The following is a 15128-nucleotide window of genomic DNA, read 5'->3' as shown; positions in this document are numbered from 1 at the left end:
GTTTGATGTCTTTTAGTTCTAAAATTAAATGGAGCGGTTCATGTTTACCGCCCCACAGGTTAAGTAGTATAGTCACCAATATTGTTTTTTTTGTCTGTTAAAAGTACACAACACATGTTGAGTGTGTGGCGCAGCTTATTTTAAAAGAAGGCAACTAACCCTTAAGGGAGTTGCCTTTTTGTTTGTGGAATGGAAATCCGACTAATTCATTCCCGTTTTTAATGTCTGAGGATACCAAGGCACGAACAAAAACTCGGCCCTATTTTAAGAGCCGAGTTAACAAGAAAATTAGAATATCGATTCAAACTGTTTGGAGTAGAGGCTTGAATAGGCTCCATGTTTTGCAAGCAGTGCATCGTGTGTTCCTTCTTCGACAATACCCTCCTCAGTCAAAACGATAATCCGCTGTGCGTTCCGAATTGTTGAAAGGCGGTGGGCTATGACGAGGGTTGTTCGCCCTTTTGCGAGCAATTCTAGTGAATCCTTAATGATGCTTTCGCTTTCGTTATCAAGTGCACTCGTTGCTTCATCCAAAATGAGGATTGTCGGATTCTTAAGGAATACACGGGCAATGCTTATCCGCTGTTTTTGTCCGCCCGAAAGTCTGACCCCTCGCTGACCAATTTCAGAATTGTAACCGTCTGTCAGCTTCATGATAAATTCATGTGCATTGGCGCACTGGGCCGCAGCGATAATTTCCTCATCACTTGCATGGGGATTCCCGTACCGGATATTTTCCATTACCGTTCCTGAAAACAGGTAAACATCCTGCTGAACGATACCGATGTTTTTTCTTAATGAATAAAGATCGATATCACGGATATCAATTCCGTCCAGCATTATCTTGCCGTCAGTTACATCATAAAAGCGGGGGATAAGAGAGCAGAAAGTCGTTTTTCCTGCACCCGATGGGCCAACCAAGGCAACATATTCTCCCGGTTTTATTTTAAGAGACATATTTTCCAAAACATGATCCAAATGGTCTTCATAACGGAATTGAACATGCCTGAATTCAATTTCACCAAGGACTTTCTTGAGACTCACGGCATTAGGTTTGCTTTCAATTGCGGGCTTTAGATTCATAATTTCCATAAAGCGCTGAAAGCCGGTAATTCCTTCCTGGAGTTGCGTGCTCATATGCACCATTTTTTGAATCGGTTCCAGCATAAAATTTATATACAGCAAAAAAGTAATTAAATCTGCTAAATCAAGTGTGTTTTTTACAATACTGGCACTGCCGAAAATAATAACTGCAATTGTAATCAGCTGGATAAATGTTTGTACCCCATTGTAAAAAATCGCTTCTGCTTTATAGAAGGCTATCCTGCTTTCAAGGAAGAGGTTATTTTCACGAGCGAATTTTTTAATTTCCACCTTTTCATTGGTGAACGATTTTACAACGCGGATGCCAGCCAGACTATCCTCTACCTGAGCGTTTACGTCGGCAATCCTTTCTTTGTTCTTTCTTAATGCCCTGTTTTCAATCTTATTGAGCTGAAAAATAAATAAACCCAGGAACGGCAAAAAGCAAAATACAATAATCGTCAGGGGGGCATTGATTAAGAATAAGATGACAAACGCGCCGATTAAGCGAACCAGGTATTTTAGATAATCTTCTGGTGCATGATGGTATAGCTCGGAAAGCATCAATAGGTCGTTCGTAATCCTCGACATGAGCTTGCCGATTTTTTCTTTATCGTAAAAACTGAAAGAAAGTTTTTGCATGTGCTCAAACAGTTCGCCGCGCAGGGCGCTTTCCATGCGAGCGCCTAATTCATGTCCTTTAAAGTCAACAAAGTAATTCGCAAGATTTTGGATTGCGGTTAGAACAAGCATCAGCCCGCCAATCCAAAACACTTTTTTTAATGCGATTGACAGGTTCCCTTCCAGGACATCCTTTGTAATATACCTTACGAGAAGTGGAAACAACAGAGACAAGGCGGAGACGATAAAGGCACATGCCAATACGGACAATAACAATTTCCGATAAGGCTTATAATAAGAGAAAAATTTTTTGACAGAAAAATCCATGAGTTACCCCTTTATGTGTTATTTAAATAAACACATATAAGGGAGTACACCGTTACAATTAAAGAAGTGTTTCCCCCTTATATGTCTGTACGGTTTTGTTCACGATGTTTCTCATTGAAATTCCTCCTTAATCATTGATAAGAAAAGTATAATCTAATTGTATTAAATGTGTACAGAATATTCGTAAAATTAACGCGCCTAAAACATGAGTGGAAGATAGACCCGCAATATTTCCGCTACCTGAGACCTGAAACACTGTTTGGCTCAAAATTTGAAGCGTATTTAAATCAAAAGCCGCAGGCAAAACAGCTGCGGGAGGAAGATTTTAACCTTGACTGACTAAACGCTAAAGAGCCGCTGATAAAAACTAGGAAAAAATATCTAATGTGGAACCTCTGCAGGCAGTTTGATAAAAAGTGCCCAACCATGGTATAAGTGTAAAAGAAGCAGAGACACGCTGCTTTTTAATTTTGGGATATGGGTTAGTATGGTATCCCATAATGAGAGGATTGGAATAAAAAGATGAAAGAAAATTTTTGGCGTGAGTTACCGCGGCCATTTTTTATACTGGCACCCATGGAAGAGGTGACAGATGTTGTTTTCCGCCATGTGGTGAGTGAAGCAGCAAGACCTGATGTGTTTTTTACTGAGTTTACAAACTCAGATAGTTATTGTCACCCTGAGGGAATCAATAGTGTGCGAGGGCGTTTGACTTTTACAGAGGATGAACAGCCGATTGTCGCCCATATATGGGGGGATAAGCCTGAATATTTCCGGCAAATGAGTATTGGTGTGGCGGAGATGGGCTTTAAGGGATTGGATATTAATATGGGCTGTCCTGTCCCCAATGTGGCACAGCACGGGAAGGGAAGCGGCTTGATCCGCCGTCCCGAACTGGCAGCAGAACTAATACAGGCAGCCAAAGCAGGAGGTTTGCCGGTAAGTGTAAAGACAAGGCTTGGCTTCACGGAGGTAGACGAATGGAAGGTCTGGCTGAAACACATTTTGGAGCAGGACATTGCTAACCTATCCATTCATCTGCGGACACGGGACGAAATGAGCAAAGTGCCGGCGCATTGGGAGCTGATTCCGGAGATTAAGGAACTTCGTGACCAGGTTGCACCGGATACACTTTTGACGATCAATGGAGATATTCCTGATCGTCAAAAGGGCTTGGAGCTTGCCGAGAAATACGGGATTGATGGAGTCATGATTGGGCGCGGCATATTCCATAATCCATTTGCCTTTGAAATGGAGAAGAAGGATCATACTAGTGAGGAATTGCTGGACCTCTTAAGATTGCATATGGATCTCCATGATCAATATTCACATTTAGAGCTGCGGCCGTTCACGGCTCTTCACCGCTTCTTCAAGATCTATGTCAAAGGATTCCCAGGGGCAAGTGCACTAAGAAATCATTTGATGAACACAAGGTCAACAAATGAAGTACGTGAATTGCTTAATGCTTTCGCTTTACAGAACCTTGAAAATAATAATTGAATTCTTAAGGGGGATGGGCTAGCGGTCTATCCTCCTTTTATAAAAATAAATTTTGGCTTTCTTCACAAGTTTTTTGCTTTTTGTATTATATTTACTGAGTTGATTGTAGCGGAAGGTACGGGATCCTCGAAAATGCATTCGCATTTTCTTCGTGCGGTGTTTACTCAAGGGAGCTTATTCAATGTCCAGCGGGAGTAGCGGGACAGGTGAGACCCCACAGACGCGCAGCGTCGAGGAGGCTTACCGCCCGCCCCGCGGTTCGCTGAGCAGCCTGGAGCTGAAATCAACGGACAGCATTGCTAAGCGAAAACAACAATATATAGGAAAAGAATTAAAATATTAAACTTGAGGTACGAGGATGAAAGCTTTTTTATTATGCACATTCATGGTATTTTCTTTTGCACTTATAACAGGCTGTCAATCAGCTGAAACAATGGTTCTCTTGGATGAAGAAATACGTGAAATCAAAGTTTCAAAATCAGAGGGTTTAGGCGGAATAAATGAAGAAAGTTTTATTTCTTTCAAGGACAGAAAATCGATCGCTGTATTCGAAAAAGCAATAACAACTGCTGTAAAACAGTCAGGGAAGGCCGATATCAGTAAACCTGAGTATGATATAGCAGTAGAATACAAAGGAGATCTTCCTTCTCACGGCATTCATTTATGGCTCGGTGAGGATAATGAAAAGAGCGCATTCATGTATATTACCAATGAAGATATTTACCAGACTTCACCGCAAATGACAAAGAAACTAAGAAGCCTAATCCTCTCAGACTAACTCCCTCCAAGGCTTTCCTGCCTTAATTTGGAATATTATCCCATATGGTTAACTATCCGAAAAAGGGGTATATAATCACTAAACCAAAAGGAGGTGGCCAAAAATGGAAGTAGAAGTTTTGTGTAACGTGGAAAACTGTAAGTACTGGGCTGAAGGTGATAAATGTGTAGCTGACTCTATTTATGTGATTGGCCAGAATGGCCGAGAAGCGGATGAAATAGAGGAAACAGCCTGTAAAACGTTTGAGCCAGATGCATAAGCATGAGAAAGCCTGACCGCCGGAGGATGAAAAATCCCGGCTGTCAGGTTTTTTTACATACAAAAAGATGCCCACTATGTTTTACAAGAAAGGGTATAATAAAGGAAAATGACTATAAAACCATGAAGGCAAGGAAGGAGTTATGATGACAATTAGCAATGAAATCGGATGGAATTTTGATAATAGCTATGCGCGGCTTCCGCAGACATTCTTCTCAAAAATGAAGCCTAACCCTGTACAATCCCCTGAGCTGGTAATCTTTAACGGGGAACTGGCGAAATCTCTGGGGTTAAATATGGATGCATTGACAAGTGAAACAGGCATTGAGGTCCTTTCAGGCTCTCAAGTTCCAGAAGACGCTGAACCACTTGCTCAAGCTTATGCAGGACATCAGTTTGGACATTTTAATATGCTTGGGGATGGCCGGGCAATGCTGATTGGCGAGCAGATAACACCAGAGGATAAAAGGGTCGACATTCAGCTGAAGGGCTCCGGCAGAACGCCATTTTCGCGCGGCGGAGATGGGCGGGCGGCTCTGGGCCCTATGCTCCGGGAGTACATTATCAGTGAAGCCATGCATGCACTGGGAATTCCCACGACCCGCAGTCTGGCGGTTGTAACAACAGGGGAAGCCATTATCCGGGAGACTATGCTTCCGGGTGCGATCCTGATAAGAGTTGCGGATAGCCATATACGGGTGGGGACTTTTCAATATGCGGCGAATTGGCGGCCTGTTGGGGAGCTTAGAACCCTGGCATATTACACAATTGAGCGTCATTATCCTGAAATCAAAGAAGATGACAATCCTTACCTGGCTCTCCTAAAGAAAGTGATCCAGCGTCAGGCTGCGCTCATTGCAAAATGGCAGCACATAGGCTTCATCCATGGAGTCATGAACACCGACAACATGGCAATCAGCGGAGAAACGATTGATTATGGTCCGTGCGCCTTTATGGATAAGTATGATCTGGCAACTGTCTTCAGTTCCATTGACAGGGAAGGCCGTTATGCTTATGGAAATCAGCCTTATATTGGCGGCTGGAATCTGGCGAGATTTGCGGAAACCCTTTTGCCTCTGCTGCATGAAGATGAAGAGGAAGCTGTTAAAATAGCTCAGGGCGCCATTTCAGAATACAATAAAATGTATCAGGACTATTGGCTTGCCGGCATGAGGGCAAAGCTTGGGATCTTTAATGAAGAAGCAGAAGATGAAGCCCTTTTTACCGGACTTCTAAAGATTATGCAAAAGTCTGAAGCCGATTATACGAACACATTCCGTGCCTTAACGCTGGGCGATCTTGAGAACACTGTGTTAGGTAATGATCAGGAATTTGCCGGCTGGCATGGTCAATGGCAGGAAAGGCTGACCAGGCAGAAGGAATCGAAAGAAGAAGTAAATGAATTAATGAGAACCAGCAACCCGGCCGTCATCCCGCGAAACCACCGGGTGGAAGAAGCTCTGGAAGCAGCTGTTAACAATGGAGATTACAGCGTGATGAAAAAGCTTCTTGCAGTGCTGGAGAATCCTTATTCTTATAGGGAAGATCAGGAAGAATACTGCAAACTTCCAGAGCCAACCGGCGCACCCTATCGAACATTTTGCGGAACTTAATAAATGGGCAAAGCCTGACCCATTATCGGGTCAGGCATTTTTTATTATGCAGGAATTTTCATTTTAGAAAAGAATACTATCTATGATTAAAAAAAGGAGGGAATTTCCATGTTAAATCAATTATGTGTTATTACAATCAAAGTAACGGATTTGAAAAGTGCGGTGAATTTTTACACTGAGGTTTTAGACTTCAAAGTATCGAAACATTATGGAGATAAAATTGTCAGTCTTGTACATAATGATGTGCCGGTTGTTCTGGAAGAAAGCGCAGATGAAAAAACGGGATCAAACGTATTGCCTGGAATCCTCTCAAAGAATATCGAAAGTGATTTTAGCAGAATGAGAGAAGCTGGTGTGAAAATGCTTTTTGAAAATCCTCAGCCTTGTCCTCCTGGCCGTTACTTCATTATTGAGGATCCTTCAGGAAATCAAATTGAAATAGTTGAGTTCACTAATTGATAGAAGAGTCTAATGGCAGGAGAAGTTAGTGCTTATTGTTGACATCAGGTTATCAGAGTGTTACTTTTAAGACAGAACATACATTCTGTTTGGTGGTTAACTTGAACATACAAATTAAAGAAATCATATCAAAAAGTATCTTAACACCTGCCAAAGGTGCAATAGACAACTTTACTCATTCATTGAACCCCTATGCGGGCTGTGCTTTTGGCTGTAAATATTGCTACGTAAGGGAGCTCCCTGTTTCCATTTTCCGTGAAGAGGAATGGGGTGCGTGGATTGATATAAAATCAAATGCGGCCGAGCTTTTGGAGAAAGAATTGGCTAAAGCTAAAAAAAGCGGAAAAGTTGCTTTATTTATGTCCTCTTCCACTGATCCTTACCAGCCGATTGAATATACCTCAAAACTGACCAGAAGTTTATTGGAAGTTATGCTTGAAAATCAGCCTGACTTTTTACATGTACAAACCCGTTCGCCATTGGTAAAGAGGGATATCGATTTATTCCAGCAATTCAGAGAAAGAATCAGAATTTCTATGACAATCGAGACAGACAAAGAAGAAGTCAGAAAAGCATTTGCACCAGCGGCACCTCCCATCCCGGCAAGAATGGCTGCACTAAAAGACATAAAAGATGCAGGAATTATAACTCAGGCAACACTGGCCCCGTTACTTCCATGCTCGAGGGAATTTCCTGCAAAACTTAAATCTATTGCAAACCGTGTGACGATTGACGATTTTTGGATGGGGGATGGAAGCGGAGGAAGAAGGACCGAAAGACTGGGAATCCGCAAGATTTTTGATGAGCTTGGTTTGGAGAAATGGTATAATCCGTCTGCATATAAAGTGGTTCTTAAAATGCTGGAGCAGGAATTTCAAGGTGCACCCATTCAATTAGGTGTATCCAAGACGGGGTTCAGCCCTGATGGCAAATAGCTGACTAAAGGATATATGAGGTATTATTATGGATCTATTAAGTTCACAGTACGTAAGAGGCATTAGGCTTAAAAGAGAAGATATTCCATCCTTCAATCAGTATCCCTTCAGCCTTCCCAGCTTGAAAACCATGGATGAGATGCCTTTCCACCCGAAAGTAACCTTTCTGATCGGCGAGAATGGAATGGGAAAGTCGACACTGATGGAGGCCGTAGCGGTAGCTTTAGGATTTAATGCTGAAGGGGGATCTTTCAATTTTAATTTTTCAACCTTCGATTCGCATTCTGTGCTGGGAGATTATCTCAAGGTGATAAAAGGCATAGATAGACCGTCTGATGGCTTTTTCCTAAGGGCGGAGAGTTTCTATAATGTCGCTTCCAATATTGAGGAAATGGACAGGGGAGGCAGCGCACCAAAAGTAATCGACTCCTTTGGAGGCCGTTCTTTACATGAGCAATCTCATGGAGAAGCGTTTTTCTCCACATTTCTTCACCGGTTTCGCGGCAATGGAATCTACATCCTTGACGAGCCGGAGGCAGCACTCTCTCCTTTGCGGCAAATGTCCATGCTGACAAGAATTCATGATTTAGTCAGGGAACACTCACAATTTATTATAGCCACACATTCTCCGATCATTATGGCCTATCCGGACGCAGTAATATATGAATTCAGCGAGGAAGGCATTTCAGAAAAGAAGCTGGAGGAAACGAATCATTACCGCATCATGAAACAATTCTTTGATGATAAGAAAAGAATGCTTCACCATTTGCTGGATGAATAAAAAATGGAGGCCGAATGCCTCCATTTTGTCTATGTATCTTATTCACTTTCGTGGCTGAACATCCAGTTTATACCGAATTTATCGGTTAACTGGCCGAAGCTCTTGCTCCAGAATGTTTCCTGCAGCTCCATGGTTACTTTGCCACCCTCCTGCAGATTGTTAAAATACTTTCTCAGGTCATCCAGGTCATTAATGACAACTGCGAGATTAATGTTATTTCCTACTGTAAATGGCATACCTGGAAAAGTATCTGAAAACATTACATTACTGCCGCAAATGTTAAGGCTTGAATGCATGACCAAATTCTTTGCTTCCTCTGGAAGAGGATATTCAGGGTTTTGCGGTGATTCACCAAAAGTTGAAATCTCAGGCATTTCCAGTTCAAAAGCCTTTACATAAAATTCAATTGCTTCACGAGTATTTCCTTCAAAATTAAGATAGGCATTAACAGCCATTCCTTTCACTCCTTCCTAATACAATTCCATTATAGACAAAATATTCTAAAATTAATATAGTTCAAAAGTCAAAATCAGAACATCTTTATAATTCTTGAAGTGCTTGTTCTATATTACTGAAGCCTCTTCGGTCAATGCTATCAGGTTCATCCGATTCAATTGTCCACTCATTTTCTGCAGGAGTTAATCCTCCATTACCATCTTTAATGAATGGACTATGTACGTGATAAGTTTTCCCTGCCTTTTTCACCGTGTATCCTATATAGTAATTATGATCCTGGCCTTCTTCCTCGAAAATACCAATATCATCGATTTCATATTTGTCTAAATATGACTGAAATGGCTCCTGCAATGCACTGATAATTTGCTCTCTTGGTAAAAACTCCATTATGCTTGCTCCCTTCCGATTATCTATCCCTTAATATGGCTTTTTTTGGAGGGATTAAACATTGAACTGTGAAAAGAGTACTCCGCATCAGCGAAGTACTCTGCTCCTTAACTTAAATCTAAGTTTTCCGAGAAGCTCCATAAGTTCTTCATATTCTTCCCGCTCAATGCTGCAAGCCTGAATAGCCTCTCCGGCTTTCTGCGTGATAACCTCTTTTTCCTTGCGTGCTTTTTCCTCAAGGAAGATATACACCTTGCGTTCATCAGCTTTGGAACGCTCTTTTCGAAGCCATCCATTAGAAATCATTCTGGAAATCATAGGGGTGAGTGTCCCCGTGCCAAGATTTAGTCTTTCTCCAAGCTCCTTTGCTGTCAGTCCATCCTTTTCCCAAAGTGCCAGAAGAACCAGATACTGCGGATAGGTTAAGCCAAATGGCTGAAGGGCACTTGTATACAGTTTTGTAAATTCGCCTGCTGTTTCATAAACAGCAAAACACAGCTGTTTATCCAGTGTATAAAAATCTTTCACATCATCACCTGATTCCAGAATTACAATAACTTCGTCAAATCATCCTCGATTTTTCCTGGTTCAGTTGTAGGTGCATACCGTTCTACAACCTGGCCATTGCGGTCCACGAGGAATTTAGTAAAGTTCCACTTAATGTTTTTAGACAGAATTCCCTTTTTCTGTTCTTTTAGGTAAGCAAATAATGGGTCAGTATTGTCACCATTTACATCAATTTTTGCGAAAATCGGGAAAGACACACCATAATTAAGCTGGCAGAACTCAGTTGTTTCCTCAATATTATCGAATTCCTGGTTATTGAACTGATCACAAGGAAACCCAAGAATTTCAACGCCGCTGTCTTTATACTTTTCATAAAGCTCCTGAAGTCCTTTGAATTGTGGCGTTAACCCGCATTTGCTGGCTGTGTTTACAATAATTAGAGGCTTTCCTTCATATTCTTTCAGAGATTTCAATTCACCATTCGTTTTTTTGACTTCAAAATCATAAACTGTTGTCATAAGAATCCCTCCTATTTTAAATCGTGTGCGATTTAATCTTAAGCGATCTAAAGTCTTTTTGCAAACAAATCAGCTTTTTATGAAACTACCATTAAAGTTCATTCGTAGAAAGATAGATTTCTAATTCATTTACAAAGGGTGATCAGGATGTTGGACGAACTGCGGGAAGCGATTGAGAAACTCCCTGAGAGGGGAGCGAAGAGCTATTTATTCCACATATTACTTCGGGTCCACTTATTGAAAAACAGCGTTGATTCCCAGGAAGATATCATTGAACTGCTCAATAATATCCAAAAAAAGATAATCTTTTATTCCCAAGAGAGGAAATTGGAACGGGAATATGAAACATACCACATTGTGTGCGGAGAATCACCGGCAGGCGCTTTAAAGGTTGGGCTTAATAAAGAAAATAAGGTCATTGGTTTTCCTGACTTCTTTAGCAATGGACCTCTCTGGAGGCTGCATGAAGAGGAGGGGAGAAAAAAGCGATTAGAATGGCTGATGGATCATATTAATATGCATGAAGATTATCTGGAAAAGGAATATGAAAGAAAAATAGCCAAAGCACTTGAGGAGATCGATGAAATTCCAGCGGGAAAACCGATCGTGATCTGGACAGCTGACAATGCAGATGAACAAACCGGTTTGCGGTATTTCCTTCACTTATTAAGAAACAAAGAAAATATTGTGCATGTTATTAATACTGCTCGGTCATATAAGGAGCTTTTTCCTGCGAAAAAGAAACAATACATTTTAAGGCACTCAGGTGAAGCAGCTCCAGAAAAACTGAAGATCATATTAGAAAAAAAAATGGGAAGCCCTTTATCTGCAGAAGAAAGAAATAGGTTTGTATCTGATTGGCAGTCCCTCTCCAAAACAAAGGAATTATTGCGCATATGGAAAGATAATGAAATACATAGTGTACGAGAGAGTTATTTTGATGAAAATATCATCGAATCAGCCAAAAAGCTCCATAAAAGCAATAAAGGTTTTATAAAATCAGCCAGATTAATTGGGGAAGTGATAGGGCATCTGGATGAGCCAATTGGTGATGGCTTTGCCGAGTATAGAGTAAGATCCTTAATTTATAACGGAATATTTGCCATAAAAGGAATTCCGAAAAGTATGAGGTTTTATAGCATTAAGCTAAAAGAACTAAAAGCTAAATGCGGAGACCGTCCGTCATCAGTTGATTAGCAGAAACTGTGGTATATGATTTAGCTGAAACCTAATGTTTGCAGGAAGGACCAGAAAAAATAGCATTTTCCTTGTTATATGGATTAACCGCTTACAAATTAGCGTTTGTCTCACCGCACATATTACTATAAAATCATAGTTAGATACATAATGGGGTGAACATGATTGAATTATAAACGTATTAAACCACGCAAAATATATGAAGAAGTGGCTGAAGCCATTATGGATATGATAAAAGCTGGTGATCTGAAGCCGGGTGATAAGCTCGATTCTGTTCAGCAGCTGGCTGAGAATTTTCAGGTTGGGCGTTCGGCGGTTCGGGAGGCACTGAGTGCACTGCGGGCTATGGGCCTGGTTGAAATGCATCAGGGGGAAGGTACCTATGTCCGTGAATTCAATTCAAATATGCTTAAGCTGCCAGTGCAAATTGCCGTCTTAATGAAAAAGGACGATGTGAAGAATTTGCTTGAAGTTCGCAGGATTCTTGAAGTAGGAGCTGTTGAAGCCGCAGCGTCAAGACGGACGGCAGAGCAACTTTCTGAAATTAAAGAAGCACTGGAGAAAATGAAAAATGCTAATGATGAAGAATTAGGAGAAGAAGCTGACTTTCGTTTTCATATGGCCATCGCAAGAGCATCCCAAAATGATTTGCTGATCAGCCTCATGAACAATGTTTCAGAAATGATGTTCACAACTATGCGTGAAACCCGCAGGCTATGGCTTTATTCGGAAAAATCTACACTTGGCCGGCTGACCCTTGAGCATGCCAGCATTTATGAGGCAATTGAACAAAGGGATGGTGCAAGAGCACAAAAACTATTGCTTCAGCATCTTCAAAGTGTGGAAGATGTATTAATGGAATACTTTCAGGAAATTGAAATGTAATAGGACTACCCAATCGTAATTCCTACGATTGTGTTTAATTCTGCAAATTTTTCGAAAAATTCTATTGAGATATGAAAGCGTTTTATTTATACTGTTTAATATACTAAAGTCATCAGATGACCTGTTAATAGGATTAATTCCATCCAGGAAGTATTCCTTCATCATGAAAGGGGAAGAGAAATTTGAGTATTGGTTTATTAGCTTTAATTGCTACATTGCCTATTGTTTCTGTCTTTCTATTTTTGGTTATTTTACGCTGGCCAGCTAAGAGGGCTATGCCGGTTTCTCTGATTCTGACCATCCTTATGGCTATGTTCATATGGAAAGTTCCGGGAAACCAAATAGCTGCAGCAAGTGCGAAAGGGATTGTCACGGCGCTTGAAGTGGGAGTGATTGTATTTGGTGCCATCCTGCTGCTGAACACACTGAAAGTAAGTGGTGCTATTTTTACCATTCGTAAAGGCTTTATGAGCATCTCCCCTGACCGCCGTGTCCAAACAATTATCGTTTGCTGGCTATTCGGATCTTTCCTGGAAGGGGCAGCTGGCTGGGGGGCTCCAGCCACTATAGTTGGTCCTCTTTTAGTTGCGATTGGCTTTCCAGCAATGGGTGCAGTTATGGTCGCGCTTATTCTGCAATCCACACCCGTTTCCTATGGGGCTGTAGGAACACCGATATTAATCGGGGTCCATTCAGGGTTGAAGGATTCGCCTCTTGTTCAAAGCTATATTGCAGAGCAAGGCACGACATTTGATGCCTACATAAATGCAATCGGAGGACAGGTTGCCCTGATTCATGGTGTCATCGGCATATTTATTCCATTATTTATGGTAACAATGCTGACTTACTTCTTCGGAAAAAATAAATCAATTGCAGAAGGGCTGGCCATATGGAAGTTTGCCGTTTTTGCAGGTTTGGCATTTACAGTCCCATATGCTTTAGTTGCCAATTTACTGGGTCCTGAATTTCCATCTTTGATTGGCGGTTTAATCGGCCTGGCGATTGTGGTGCCAGCCGCTAAAAAAGGATTATTTACCCCTGTAAAAGCATGGGACTTCGAAGAAAAAAGCCATTGGAATCCTTCATGGACGGGCTCCCTTGATGTGGACGCGGCAGACAAACCAAAGAAACAAGTATCATTTCTGGCTGCCTGGCTGCCATACCTGCTGGTGGCTGTTCTATTAGTTTTAACACGTGTGCAATACTTGCCTTTCTCGGCCTGGCTTCAAGCCTTTGTCCTGAAATTTGAGAGCGTTTTCGGGACGGCTATAACAATTGAATCCAAGCCGCTAAATCTTCCTGGTGTCATTTTTATTGTAGTATCCTTGCTTTCAATCTTTATTTTTAAAATGAATGTGAGAGATTACGGACAGGCAGTAAAAGACTCTTTTAAAACGATTGTCAGTGCAATGGCTGCTCTGGTATTTGCGGTCCCAATGGTCCAGGTATTTATCAACTCAGGAATCAATGCAGCCGATTTTACTAGCATGCCACTGGCATTGGCAGAGGGGATTTCCAATATATTTGGGAGCTATTGGCCACTTGCGGCGCCAACAATCGGTGCGATTGGAGCATTTGCTGCAGGAAGCAATACAGTAAGCAACATGATGTTCTCTTTGTTTCAATTCGGAGTAGCTGATAATATCCTTGCTTCTCCCGCCACCATTGTTGCCTTGCAGGCTGTCGGCGGAGCAGCAGGTAACATGATTTGTGTCCATAATGTTGTTGCTGCTTCATCTTCTGCCGGTTTAATAGGAAGGGAAGGAAGCTTAATACGAAAAACGCTTATCCCAATGACTTTCTATGTTATTTTTGCAGGCGGAATCGGGTATGTGGCCATCAATGGAATTGGCATGAATATTGGAACGCTTATCCTGGCCGCAGTGGCAGTATTCATTGCAGTTTTTATTGCTAAAGGCCAGGAACAGAACAGAATGGAAGATAAAAGGCTGAAAAAGTCAGCATAATGGTGCAAGCTCCATTGAGGGGCTTGCTATATTACACTAAAGTCATCTGATGACCTGTTGACTGTGCGGGTATCTGGGCTTAAACTTAGTTAAGACCCAGAATGAATATATTTACTTGAAGAAAGTAAAGGTGAGATCTATGAAAGTATCATTATTTGTAACCTGTTTAATAGATATTTTTCAGACGGATGTAGGAATGGATACTTTAGAACTACTGGAAAAGCTGGGCTGCGAAGTAGATTTTCCAGAAAAGCAGACATGCTGCGGGCAGCCTGCCTATAATAGCGGATATGTGGATAAGGCGAAAGAATCCATGAAGCATATGATTTCTGTTTTCGAACATTCAGATTATGTTGTAACTCCTTCGGGATCATGTGGAACTATGTTCAGAGAGTATCCGCACGTTTTTAAAGGAGACCCAGTGTGGGAGCCGCGCGCCAAAAAATTAGCTGAAAAAACGTATGAACTGACACAGTTTATCGTGGCTGTTTTAGGAGTGGAGGACGTAGGGGCAAAGCTGAATGGAATAGCGACCTACCACACTTCTTGTCATATGACGAGATTATTAGGAGTAAAGGAAGCCCCAATGAAGCTGTTAAGCAATGTAGAAGGTCTTGAGATGAAGCCGCTCGCACACAACTATAATTGCTGTGGCTTTGGCGGCACTTTCTCGGTAAAGATGGGGGAAATCTCAGAGCAGATGGTAGATGAAAAGGTTCAGAGTGTTGAAGATTGCGGAGCTGAAATTCTAATAGGAGCCGACTGCGGATGCCTGATGAATATTGGAGGACGGATAGACAGAAAAGGGAAGCCGATTAAGGTGATGCATATTGCTTCTGTATTAAATAGCAGATAG

At 41.6% G+C, this 15128-nt stretch carries 17 protein-coding genes and 1 pseudogene; 13 read left to right on the top strand and 5 right to left on the bottom strand.

Annotated features, from left to right (window positions below):
* Positions 1 to 288 precede the first annotated feature (288 nt).
* A complete protein-coding gene (locus ACEQ1T_RS01135) occupies positions 289 to 2031 on the bottom strand; it encodes an ABC transporter ATP-binding protein (RefSeq protein ID WP_206842430.1) in 1743 nt (580 codons plus the stop codon).
* Between the two features lie 201 nt (positions 2032 to 2232).
* On the opposite strand from ACEQ1T_RS01135, the pseudogene ACEQ1T_RS01130 reads away from it, so the two are divergent.
* The 9 genes and pseudogenes from ACEQ1T_RS01130 to ACEQ1T_RS01090 form a co-directional block, all read left to right on the top strand.
* Positions 2233 to 2370 (top strand): annotated as a pseudogene (locus ACEQ1T_RS01130) (conserved phage C-terminal domain-containing protein); the annotation flags it as partial.
* Positions 2371 to 2553: 183 nt separating this feature from the next.
* Positions 2554 to 3531, top strand: coding sequence for a tRNA-dihydrouridine synthase (locus tag ACEQ1T_RS01125; protein WP_206842432.1), 978 nt, complete (start codon positions 2554 to 2556; stop codon positions 3529 to 3531).
* A 181-nt stretch (positions 3532 to 3712) separates the two neighbouring features.
* Positions 3713 to 3874: a hypothetical protein gene (locus tag ACEQ1T_RS01120; protein WP_211202614.1), complete on the top strand. Its 162-nt coding sequence runs from the start codon at positions 3713 to 3715 to the stop codon at positions 3872 to 3874.
* Positions 3875 to 3889: 15 nt separating this feature from the next.
* Positions 3890 to 4309 carry a hypothetical protein gene (locus ACEQ1T_RS01115; RefSeq protein ID WP_206842435.1) on the top strand — a complete coding sequence of 140 codons (420 nt, stop codon included), beginning with the start codon at positions 3890 to 3892 and terminating at the stop codon, positions 4307 to 4309.
* A gap of 103 nt (positions 4310 to 4412) precedes the next feature.
* Positions 4413 to 4568, top strand: coding sequence for a DUF1540 domain-containing protein (locus ACEQ1T_RS01110; protein ID WP_064503396.1), 156 nt, complete (start codon positions 4413 to 4415; stop codon positions 4566 to 4568).
* Between the two features lie 145 nt (positions 4569 to 4713).
* Positions 4714 to 6180 (top strand): YdiU family protein, encoded by a 1467-nt coding sequence (locus ACEQ1T_RS01105; RefSeq protein ID WP_370221465.1) that lies wholly within the window; start codon positions 4714 to 4716, stop codon positions 6178 to 6180.
* 108 nt (positions 6181 to 6288) lie between these two features.
* Entirely contained in the window at positions 6289 to 6639 is a 351-nt protein-coding gene (locus ACEQ1T_RS01100; protein WP_206842442.1) for a VOC family protein, read from the top strand.
* Between the two features lie 92 nt (positions 6640 to 6731).
* Positions 6732 to 7574, top strand: coding sequence for a radical SAM protein (locus ACEQ1T_RS01095; RefSeq protein WP_206842688.1), 843 nt, complete (start codon positions 6732 to 6734; stop codon positions 7572 to 7574).
* A gap of 28 nt (positions 7575 to 7602) precedes the next feature.
* Positions 7603 to 8355: an AAA family ATPase gene (locus ACEQ1T_RS01090; protein WP_206842445.1), complete on the top strand. Its 753-nt coding sequence runs from the start codon at positions 7603 to 7605 to the stop codon at positions 8353 to 8355.
* Positions 8356 to 8393: 38 nt separating this feature from the next.
* Here ACEQ1T_RS01090 and ACEQ1T_RS01085 read toward each other — a convergent pair whose 3' ends face one another.
* The 4 genes from ACEQ1T_RS01085 to ACEQ1T_RS01070 all read right to left on the bottom strand — a co-directional run bounded on the left by ACEQ1T_RS01085 (position 8394) and on the right by ACEQ1T_RS01070 (position 10223).
* Positions 8394 to 8810, bottom strand: coding sequence for a VOC family protein (locus ACEQ1T_RS01085; protein ID WP_370221461.1), 417 nt, complete (start codon positions 8808 to 8810; stop codon positions 8394 to 8396).
* 85 nt (positions 8811 to 8895) lie between these two features.
* Positions 8896 to 9198: a DUF5634 family protein gene (locus tag ACEQ1T_RS01080; protein WP_206842449.1), complete on the bottom strand. Its 303-nt coding sequence runs from the start codon at positions 9196 to 9198 to the stop codon at positions 8896 to 8898.
* Between the two features lie 87 nt (positions 9199 to 9285).
* Positions 9286 to 9726: a MarR family winged helix-turn-helix transcriptional regulator gene (locus tag ACEQ1T_RS01075; RefSeq protein WP_206842451.1), complete on the bottom strand. Its 441-nt coding sequence runs from the start codon at positions 9724 to 9726 to the stop codon at positions 9286 to 9288.
* A 20-nt stretch (positions 9727 to 9746) separates the two neighbouring features.
* On the bottom strand, positions 9747 to 10223 hold the full coding sequence (locus ACEQ1T_RS01070; protein ID WP_009335774.1) for a glutathione peroxidase: 477 nt from the start codon (positions 10221 to 10223) through the stop codon (positions 9747 to 9749).
* A 147-nt stretch (positions 10224 to 10370) separates the two neighbouring features.
* On the opposite strand from ACEQ1T_RS01070, the gene ACEQ1T_RS01065 reads away from it, so the two are divergent.
* The 4 genes from ACEQ1T_RS01065 (at position 10371) to ACEQ1T_RS01050 (ending at position 15128) form a co-directional block, all read left to right on the top strand.
* Positions 10371 to 11420, top strand: coding sequence for a DUF1835 domain-containing protein (locus ACEQ1T_RS01065; RefSeq protein WP_206842454.1), 1050 nt, complete (start codon positions 10371 to 10373; stop codon positions 11418 to 11420).
* Positions 11421 to 11585: 165 nt separating this feature from the next.
* Positions 11586 to 12305 carry a FadR/GntR family transcriptional regulator gene (locus ACEQ1T_RS01060; protein ID WP_206842456.1) on the top strand — a complete coding sequence of 240 codons (720 nt, stop codon included), beginning with the start codon at positions 11586 to 11588 and terminating at the stop codon, positions 12303 to 12305.
* A gap of 182 nt (positions 12306 to 12487) precedes the next feature.
* The gene (locus ACEQ1T_RS01055) at positions 12488 to 14272 is read left to right on the top strand and encodes an L-lactate permease (protein WP_206842458.1); all 1785 of its coding nucleotides are present in this window, start codon (positions 12488 to 12490) and stop codon (positions 14270 to 14272) included.
* A gap of 139 nt (positions 14273 to 14411) precedes the next feature.
* Positions 14412 to 15128, top strand: a complete 717-nt coding sequence (locus ACEQ1T_RS01050) for a (Fe-S)-binding protein (protein WP_206842459.1) — start codon at positions 14412 to 14414, stop codon at positions 15126 to 15128.

The organism is Cytobacillus sp. (assembly GCF_964223445.1).
In the GTDB taxonomy this organism is placed as follows: domain Bacteria; phylum Bacillota; class Bacilli; order Bacillales; family Cytobacillaceae; genus Cytobacillus.
This window is presented reverse-complemented; position numbering and strand designations above follow the sequence as displayed.

What these genes read in the sequence shown, in the direction of transcription:
- ACEQ1T_RS01135 (WP_206842430.1), bottom strand. Translation starts at nt 2,031, where the DNA reads ATGGATTTTTCTGTCAAAAAATTTTTCTCTTATTATAAGCCTTATCGG.
- ACEQ1T_RS01125 (WP_206842432.1), top strand. Translation starts at nt 2,554, where the DNA reads ATGAAAGAAAATTTTTGGCGTGAGTTACCGCGGCCATTTTTTATACTG.
- ACEQ1T_RS01120 (WP_211202614.1), top strand. Translation starts at nt 3,713, where the DNA reads ATGTCCAGCGGGAGTAGCGGGACAGGTGAGACCCCACAGACGCGCAGC.
- ACEQ1T_RS01115 (WP_206842435.1), top strand. Translation starts at nt 3,890, where the DNA reads ATGAAAGCTTTTTTATTATGCACATTCATGGTATTTTCTTTTGCACTT.
- ACEQ1T_RS01110 (WP_064503396.1), top strand. Translation starts at nt 4,413, where the DNA reads ATGGAAGTAGAAGTTTTGTGTAACGTGGAAAACTGTAAGTACTGGGCT.
- ACEQ1T_RS01105 (WP_370221465.1), top strand. Translation starts at nt 4,714, where the DNA reads ATGACAATTAGCAATGAAATCGGATGGAATTTTGATAATAGCTATGCG.
- ACEQ1T_RS01100 (WP_206842442.1), top strand. Translation starts at nt 6,289, where the DNA reads ATGTTAAATCAATTATGTGTTATTACAATCAAAGTAACGGATTTGAAA.
- ACEQ1T_RS01090 (WP_206842445.1), top strand. Translation starts at nt 7,603, where the DNA reads ATGGATCTATTAAGTTCACAGTACGTAAGAGGCATTAGGCTTAAAAGA.
- ACEQ1T_RS01085 (WP_370221461.1), bottom strand. Translation starts at nt 8,810, where the DNA reads ATGGCTGTTAATGCCTATCTTAATTTTGAAGGAAATACTCGTGAAGCA.
- ACEQ1T_RS01080 (WP_206842449.1), bottom strand. Translation starts at nt 9,198, where the DNA reads ATGGAGTTTTTACCAAGAGAGCAAATTATCAGTGCATTGCAGGAGCCA.
- ACEQ1T_RS01070 (WP_009335774.1), bottom strand. Translation starts at nt 10,223, where the DNA reads ATGACAACAGTTTATGATTTTGAAGTCAAAAAAACGAATGGTGAATTG.
- ACEQ1T_RS01065 (WP_206842454.1), top strand. Translation starts at nt 10,371, where the DNA reads ATGTTGGACGAACTGCGGGAAGCGATTGAGAAACTCCCTGAGAGGGGA.
- ACEQ1T_RS01050 (WP_206842459.1), top strand. Translation starts at nt 14,412, where the DNA reads ATGAAAGTATCATTATTTGTAACCTGTTTAATAGATATTTTTCAGACG.